Origin of the sequence: Teichococcus globiformis (assembly GCF_042646265.1) — a bacterium.
GTDB lineage: Bacteria > Pseudomonadota > Alphaproteobacteria > Acetobacterales > Acetobacteraceae > Pseudoroseomonas > Pseudoroseomonas globiformis.
In genome coordinates this window covers 42519-48970 of record NZ_JBHRTN010000019.1, presented here as the reverse complement: position 1 = coordinate 48970, position 6452 = coordinate 42519, and the positions used below count along the sequence as shown (strand labels likewise).

Below are 6452 nucleotides of genomic sequence, written 5' to 3'. Positions count from 1 at the left end.
GGGCCGCGGATACGTCCTCCGCGAACCAACCACCCACCCCATCCGCCACACCATCCCATCCAACAACAACACCAAATCCATCCACGCCTGAAAACACACTGCGGCCGGCCGCCGCTGACGAGGCTTGGCCGTTTTTCAACAACCAAGCTCCCTCGCCAGGCGTTAGACCGACCTGCGCGGAGGGGGCTGGCGCCTCCCGGTAGGCTGCTGCCGCTTCGCATTGGCGGCATCTTTCGCTTGCTTCCAGGAAGGGGCCCTTTCTCGCCAATGACCGAAGATCGCGAGGACACTCCGAAGCCGCACAATGACGGCACCGGCATTCCCGCCGAAGGGGCGATGGATGTCGGGGGGCGGGAGCCGCTGGGGCGGCCGGGATTGCATCACTGGAAACAGGCGAACATCACCGATCCGGGCCTCGAGGAGCGCGGCGGCGTGTTCTTCGCGGCGGTCGAGATGACGCGCATGCCGATGATCCTAGCCGATCCGCGGCAGGTGGATTGCCCGATCGTTTTCGCCAACAACGCTTTCCTGGACTTGACCGGCTACGAGGAGGACGAAGTCCTCAACCGCAACTGCCGGTTCCTTCAGGGCGCCGGCACCGACCCGGAGTCGGTGTCCCTGATGCGGAACGCGATTCGCGAGCAGCGGCCTGTGGCCCTGGAGATCCTGAACTACCGGAGGGATGGCTCTCCCTTCTGGAATGCGATCTTCATGGGGCCGGTCTTCGATCAGCAGGGCGAGTTGCTGTACTTCTTTGCCAGCCAGCTGGATGTCTCGAAGCGCCGCGAAAGCGAGCAGTCCTTGCGGCAGGCGCAGAAGATGGAGTCCATCGGCCAGCTCACGGCCGGCCTGGCGCACGACTTCAACAACCTGCTGCAGATCATCAATGGCAGCCTGGAGCTCCTGCGGGAGAAGCGCCACGATGAACGCAGCTTCGAGCGGCACCATTCGTCCGCCGTGTCCGCTGCCGAACGTGGCGCGAAGCTGACGCGCCAGCTGCTGGCCTTCGCGCGGCGCACCCGCCTGGAGCCGAAGGGAACCAATCTGAGCACCGTGGTGCATTCCTTCGGAGAGTTGCTGGAAAGCTCGGCGGGACAGAAGGTCGACCTGCACTTCAACCTGCAACGGCGGCTGCCGGAGGTGAAGATCGACCCCAACCACCTCGAGATGGCGTTGCTGAACATCGTGGTGAACGCGCGGGACGCTTCTCAGGAGGGTGGTTCCATCACGGTGACGACGCGGCTGATCCACCTGAACGGTGACGCGGCGGCGCATCAGCTGGAGCCGGGCGATTACGTCGTGTTGTCGGTCACGGATGAGGGCGTCGGCATGCCGCCACACATCCGGACGCGTGCGGCCGAACCCTTCTTCACCACAAAGGGGCCGGGTCAGGGCACCGGGCTCGGGCTCGCCATGGCGCAGGGTTTCGTTCAGCAATCTGGCGGCCGGCTGGAGATCGAGAGCGAGCCGGGAAAGGGCACCACCGTCAGCATGATTTTTCCCCGCTTCCTGCCCGAGGAGCCGCAGGCGATCGCGGACGCCGCGGGTTATCAGGCCCGGCCGGTGGAGACCGCCGCGGCGGCGCATATCCTTGTGGTGGATGACAGCCAGGAGATCGCCCGGATGGCGGAGGAAGCGCTGACCGGCCTCGGCTACCGCGTCACTGTGGCCTTTAGCGCCGAGCAGGCCATCGAGCGCTTCGATCAGGCGCGGGAGGCAGGCAATCCGTTCAACCTTGTATTCTCGGACGTGGTGATGCCTGGTGGCGCCAACGGTCTGGTGCTTGCCGAATGGGTGCGATCGCGCGATGCGGCCGTGCCGGTGCTGATGACCACCGGATACAGTGACGAGATGTCGCTGGACGGGCCGCAACAGGTGGCGCTAGAGGTATTGGGCAAGCCCTACAAGCGAAGCGAGATGATCGACCGGGTGCAGGCGGCCCTCAGGAGCGGGGCCCGCACCGGTTCCGGTAGGCAGTTGTCGGATTTCGGCCACGCTCGCGAATAAGAATCGACCTCGGCGATGCGGAGGCGCCATGCTTCCGCCAAGCCTGGGATGAACGTGGCGGCGACCCGATGCCGTGTAAGGCTTGCCACACAGGAGGAACCATGAAGATCAGGTTCTATGCCCATGCCAGCTTTCGCCTGGAAGCGGACGGCCTCTCCATCATCACCGACCCCTACAATCCGCGCCGAAGCGGCTTTGACCTGATTGGCGAGCCCGCGGACCTCGTGATCATGAGTTCGGCAACGGACGATTTCCATTCCGATCCCAGCCACGTCCTGGGCAAGCCAGTGGTTGTCAACGCCCTGGAACTGCCTCCGTCGGGCACCGTGCTGCGCGGCATCACCATCCGCCCGTTCCTGGCCTATGAAAGCCTGACCTTCGACTATCAGGCTGAAGCAGGGCGGGATCCGGACGCCAACGCGCTGTATCATTTCATCCTGGGCGGGCTACGGGTGCTGCATATGGGTGACATCGGCAACCCGGTCGCGCAGAAGCATCTGGAGGCGTTGCGCGGAGAGGTGGACGTTTTGCTGGCCCTTACTGGCGGGCACGCCACCATCGCCTTGGATGACCTGGACGAGGCGATCCGGGTGATCGGACCACGGGTGATCATTCCCATGCACTACTACAGCCCGCGCGGTGTGCTGAAGATCGATCCGGTGGAGCGCTTCACCGAGCGCTTCCCGGCCAACGCCGTTACCTGGATCCGCGGGGCCGAGCTGGAGCTGAAGCCCGACGATTTGCCGATACGGTCACCTCATGTTTTCGTGCTGGAGCAGTCGCGGTAGCTTGCGCGCGGTCAGCGGTTCATCGCGACCTCGCAGCTCCGCTCAGGCCAGACAGGAGAGCATCTGCCGGAGGCCTTGTTCCGCGACCGGCTTCTGCCATAGCTCACGGTTACGGAAGCGCTCGGGAAGGATGTCCCGATCGTATCCCGAAACGAACACGAAGGGGATGCCGCTCTTCTCCAGCCGGTCGGCGACAGGAAAAACCGAGTGTCCCCGCAGATTGATGTCGAGAATGGCGAGGTCCAGCCTTGGAGACTGGTCCAGCAGCATCATGGCTTCGTCGCAGGCGGGCACAGGCCCGAGCATCACGGCTCCATGCCTCCCGAGCACTTCCACAAAGTCGATGGCTATGTAGAACTCGTCTTCAACGATCAGGATGGTCCGGCCATAGAGATCCGGCCATCGTTCCACCTCATCCGACAAGATCGTGACCCACTGCAGGTTCGACACCGTTCATAGCTTGAGGCGTCTGGCCAGCCACTTACCTAGATTAGCGGGCGCGGGACTAAGCTGTCGTAACCGTGAGCTTGGGGGCGATGTTGCGATGATGACCTCTGCCTTGGTCCGAAAGCTCCTGAACTTCACACCACTTTCGCAGGGCGACCGCGACGCGCTCCAGAAAATCGGTGATGAGCGCGTCCGGCGGTTTCCCGCCCATACGGATGTGATTCAGGAAGGTGAGGCGACGCGGAACATGTTCCTTGTCCTCTCCGGCTGGGCCTGCCGATACAAGCAGCTGGAGAATGGCCGTCGTCAGATCGTCGCCTTTTTCCTGCCGGGAGACCTGTGCGACCTCGATGTTCTGATCCTGCGCAAGATGGATCATTCGATTGGAACGCTGACGCCTGTCACTATGGCGGAATTGTCCCAGGCTGCGCTGGACGAGCTTCTGCTTGGCTATCCGCGCGTGGCGCTTGGGCTGCGGTGGGAATCCCTGGTCAACATCGCCATCCAACGGGAATGGACCGTCAATCTGGGTCAGCGGAATGCCTACGAGCGGATTGCCCACCTGCTGTGCGAGCTTGTTTTCCGCCTGCGCTCAATCGGCCTCGTGCATGAGGATCGCTGCGAATTTCCGTTGACGCAGATAGAGTTGGCGGATGTCATGGGCATGTCGGCCGTACATGTGAACCGAACCCTGCAGGAGCTGCGCGGCGCAGGCCTCATCATCCTGCGCGACCGCATGCTCACGGTTCCGCGGCTGCCTGACCTAATGGCCGCCAGCATGTTCAACCCGGCGTACCTGCATCTGGACCGTGAAGGGCACGAACGGGGCGTCAGCGAATAGGACGCGGGGAACCATCCCCGCGCCAAGCCGTGTGCCTCCGGCGCTCTGCTTCAGCGCTTTGTGGGAATGTTCACCGGTCCACCGGGACCCGGATCTTCGGGGGTGCGGTTGTTCTGGTCGCCTGGCTTGGGATTGTAGCTTTTCGGATCCAGCCCCTTGTCGCTCGGGTCCGTCTGATCTTTGCGGACATCATGCGGGCCGACGCTCTTGGGCCGTCCCGTGGCGGGGCCATGGCCCCAGTTCTTCAGGCCTTCGCGGTCGATCGGATCGTTCATCGTCTTCTCCTTCACAGCATGGGCCGGCCACCGGTGACGGGGATCAACGCACCAGTGATGTAGCTGGCTTCGTCGGAAGCCAGCATGACGTAGGGCGGTGCCAGCTCGGCAGGCTGCCCGGCACGGCCGAGCGGGGTATTCTCGCCGAAACTTTCCACGGCCTCTTCCGGCATGGTGGAAGGGATCAGCGGCGTCCAGATGGGGCCGGGCGCGACGCAGTTCACCCTCACGCCCCGCTTGGCCACCATCTGCGCCAGGCCCGCCGTGAAATTGGCGATGGCGCCCTTGGTGGTGGCATAGGCAAGCAGGCTCGGACTCGGGCTTTTTGCGTTGATCGACGTGGTGTTCACGATCGACGCGCCCGGCTTCATCACTTCCAGCGCCGCCTTGGACAGGTAGAACTGCGAGTGGATGTTGGTGCGGAAGGTGGCATCCCATTCCTCCGCGCTGATCTCGGAAATATCCTCGTGGCTCCGCTGCATTGCCGCGTTGTTGACCAGGATGTCCAGTCGGCCAAACCGCTCCATCGCGGTGCGGATCAAGCTGCGGCAATGCTCCTCGCTCTTGATGTCACCGGGCAGGAGCACAGCTTCGCGGCCGGCCTGACGCACCCAGCGCGCGGTTTCCTCCGCATCCTCATCCTCGGACTCATAGGAGATGAGGACATCGGCGCCTTCGCGGGCATAGGCGATGGCAACCGCGCGGCCAATGCCTGAATCGCCGCCGGTAATCAGCGCCACCTTGCCTGCAAGCCGGCCACTGCCACGGTAGCTTTGCTCGCCATGGTCGGGCGCAGGATCCAGCTCCTTGGTCGTTCCGGGTGGCGATTGCTGCTGGCGCGGCTGAGGGGGGTTGGGATAGGCGTCAGCGTCCTGACTCATTTTGAAACTCCGGCTTTGCCGCTCACATGGAGGGGGCTCACTGGAACAAATGCGGCTGGACGCCAGGGGATGCCCGTGGTGACGCAAAAGGAGGCGGCTGACCATGGCAAGCCGGTGCCGGCCGCTGGGGCAGCGCAACGGAAGGGCCATGGTTCCGTTCGATCTCCAGCCAGGCGCTGCCGGCAATTCAGAAGGAACGAAATTCTTGCAGCAAAGCCAGGACGTGACGGATTTCTATGCGCTGTCCGCGCAGCGCGGCGATGGCGCGGCGGTGCCGTTCTCCGATTTTCGGGGTCAGGTTCTGCTGGTCGTCAATACCGCCAGCCAGTGCGGCTTTACCCCGCAATATGCCGGGCTGGAGTCCTTGCAGCAGGAATTCGGCCACCGCGGCTTCAACGTCCTGGCCTTTCCCTGCAACCAGTTCGGGCGTCAGGAACCTGGTGGGGATGAAGCAATCGCCACCTTCTGCACCAGCCGCTTCCAGACCACCTTCCCAATCTTCGCCAAGGTGGAGGTGAATGGGGCGGCGGCGCATCCCGTTTTCCGCCTGCTGAAAAGCAGCCGGCCAGGACTGCTCGGTATCCCTGCCATCAAGTGGAACTTCACCAAGTTCCTGGTGGACAGGCACGGCGCGGTGGTGGGCCGCTACGCGCCCACCACGAAGCCCGCAGACCTGCGCGAGGCTATTGTTGCTCTGCTCTGAAGCGCGTAGCCTTGGTCAGGCGGAGCCTTGTGGTCCAGCGGCCTCGATCTCGCCGATGAACTGGCCGCGTCTGCGCGTGAGGCGCTCGATAGCCCCCGAGAGCGAGTCCAGCCCCCGTGTGACGCGCTCCACATCATCCTCGATGGGGCTGCCCCGCAGGCATTCGCGGTGCTGCTTCAACAGCTTTCCCTTCATCTTGGTCAATTCGTACTGAAGCTGGGTCAGCTCATCGAGCAGCACCTCAGCGTCGAGCGATGTGGAGATCCGCATGATGAGGTTCGCCCTTTTCAGTTGGCAGGGCCTGCCAGCATAGCGTGGCGCCGCAGCGGATCGCGACCCTCTTGTGCCGGGCCTCTGTTGTTCCACTGGCCGCGGCGGCGCTGCCATGGCGTTATGCCGGCGGTGGCGATGGTCCACCGCTTCTCGTTCCAGGCGGCTCGCCGCCAGCCTCAGCGGCTTCAGCCGGAAGGAACCTCGTTCTGGTCAGGCCGGTTCGCGCCGCACTGCGGG

8 protein-coding genes are annotated in these 6452 nt (G+C 63.8%); 4 read left to right on the top strand and 4 right to left on the bottom strand.

The features are described from left to right. Positions 1 to 267: 267 nt before the first annotated feature. On the top strand, positions 268 to 2007 hold the full coding sequence (locus ACFOD4_RS18990; protein ID WP_379598988.1) for an ATP-binding protein: 1740 nt from the start codon (positions 268 to 270) through the stop codon (positions 2005 to 2007). Positions 2008 to 2108: 101 nt separating this feature from the next. Beyond that, positions 2109 to 2795, top strand: a complete 687-nt coding sequence (locus ACFOD4_RS18985; protein WP_379598986.1) for an MBL fold metallo-hydrolase — start codon at positions 2109 to 2111, stop codon at positions 2793 to 2795. 42 nt (positions 2796 to 2837) lie between these two features. Here ACFOD4_RS18985 and ACFOD4_RS18980 read toward each other — a convergent pair whose 3' ends face one another. Then, positions 2838 to 3245 (bottom strand): response regulator, encoded by a 408-nt coding sequence (locus ACFOD4_RS18980; RefSeq protein WP_379598984.1) that lies wholly within the window; start codon positions 3243 to 3245, stop codon positions 2838 to 2840. Between the two features lie 10 nt (positions 3246 to 3255). Between ACFOD4_RS18980 and ACFOD4_RS18975 the strand changes: the two genes are divergently transcribed. Next, entirely contained in the window at positions 3256 to 4083 is an 828-nt protein-coding gene (locus ACFOD4_RS18975; protein ID WP_379598982.1) for a Crp/Fnr family transcriptional regulator, read from the top strand. 50 nt (positions 4084 to 4133) lie between these two features. Here the strand turns inward: ACFOD4_RS18975 and ACFOD4_RS18970 are convergent, their stop codons facing one another. Together ACFOD4_RS18970 and ACFOD4_RS18965 are read right to left on the bottom strand one after the other, a co-directional pair. Continuing rightward, positions 4134 to 4358 carry a hypothetical protein gene (locus ACFOD4_RS18970; protein WP_379598980.1) on the bottom strand — a complete coding sequence of 75 codons (225 nt, stop codon included), beginning with the start codon at positions 4356 to 4358 and terminating at the stop codon, positions 4134 to 4136. Positions 4359 to 4369: 11 nt separating this feature from the next. After that, positions 4370 to 5239, bottom strand: a complete 870-nt coding sequence (locus ACFOD4_RS18965; RefSeq protein WP_379598978.1) for a glucose 1-dehydrogenase — start codon at positions 5237 to 5239, stop codon at positions 4370 to 4372. Positions 5240 to 5444: 205 nt separating this feature from the next. Between ACFOD4_RS18965 and ACFOD4_RS18960 the strand changes: the two genes are divergently transcribed. Continuing rightward, positions 5445 to 5942 carry a glutathione peroxidase gene (locus ACFOD4_RS18960; RefSeq protein WP_456316910.1) on the top strand — a complete coding sequence of 166 codons (498 nt, stop codon included), beginning with the start codon at positions 5445 to 5447 and terminating at the stop codon, positions 5940 to 5942. 15 nt (positions 5943 to 5957) lie between these two features. On the opposite strand, the gene ACFOD4_RS18955 is transcribed toward ACFOD4_RS18960, so the two are convergent. After that, positions 5958 to 6212 (bottom strand): hypothetical protein, encoded by a 255-nt coding sequence (locus ACFOD4_RS18955; RefSeq protein WP_379598976.1) that lies wholly within the window; start codon positions 6210 to 6212, stop codon positions 5958 to 5960. Between the last annotated feature and the right edge of the window lie 240 nt (positions 6213 to 6452).

Coding starts and splice junctions, on each gene's coding strand:
- ACFOD4_RS18990 (WP_379598988.1), top strand. CDS start 268: ATGACCGAAGATCGCGAGGACACTCCGAAGCCGCACAATGACGGCACC.
- ACFOD4_RS18985 (WP_379598986.1), top strand. CDS start 2,109: ATGAAGATCAGGTTCTATGCCCATGCCAGCTTTCGCCTGGAAGCGGAC.
- ACFOD4_RS18970 (WP_379598980.1), bottom strand. CDS start 4,358: ATGAACGATCCGATCGACCGCGAAGGCCTGAAGAACTGGGGCCATGGC.
- ACFOD4_RS18965 (WP_379598978.1), bottom strand. CDS start 5,239: ATGAGTCAGGACGCTGACGCCTATCCCAACCCCCCTCAGCCGCGCCAG.
- ACFOD4_RS18955 (WP_379598976.1), bottom strand. CDS start 6,212: ATGCGGATCTCCACATCGCTCGACGCTGAGGTGCTGCTCGATGAGCTG.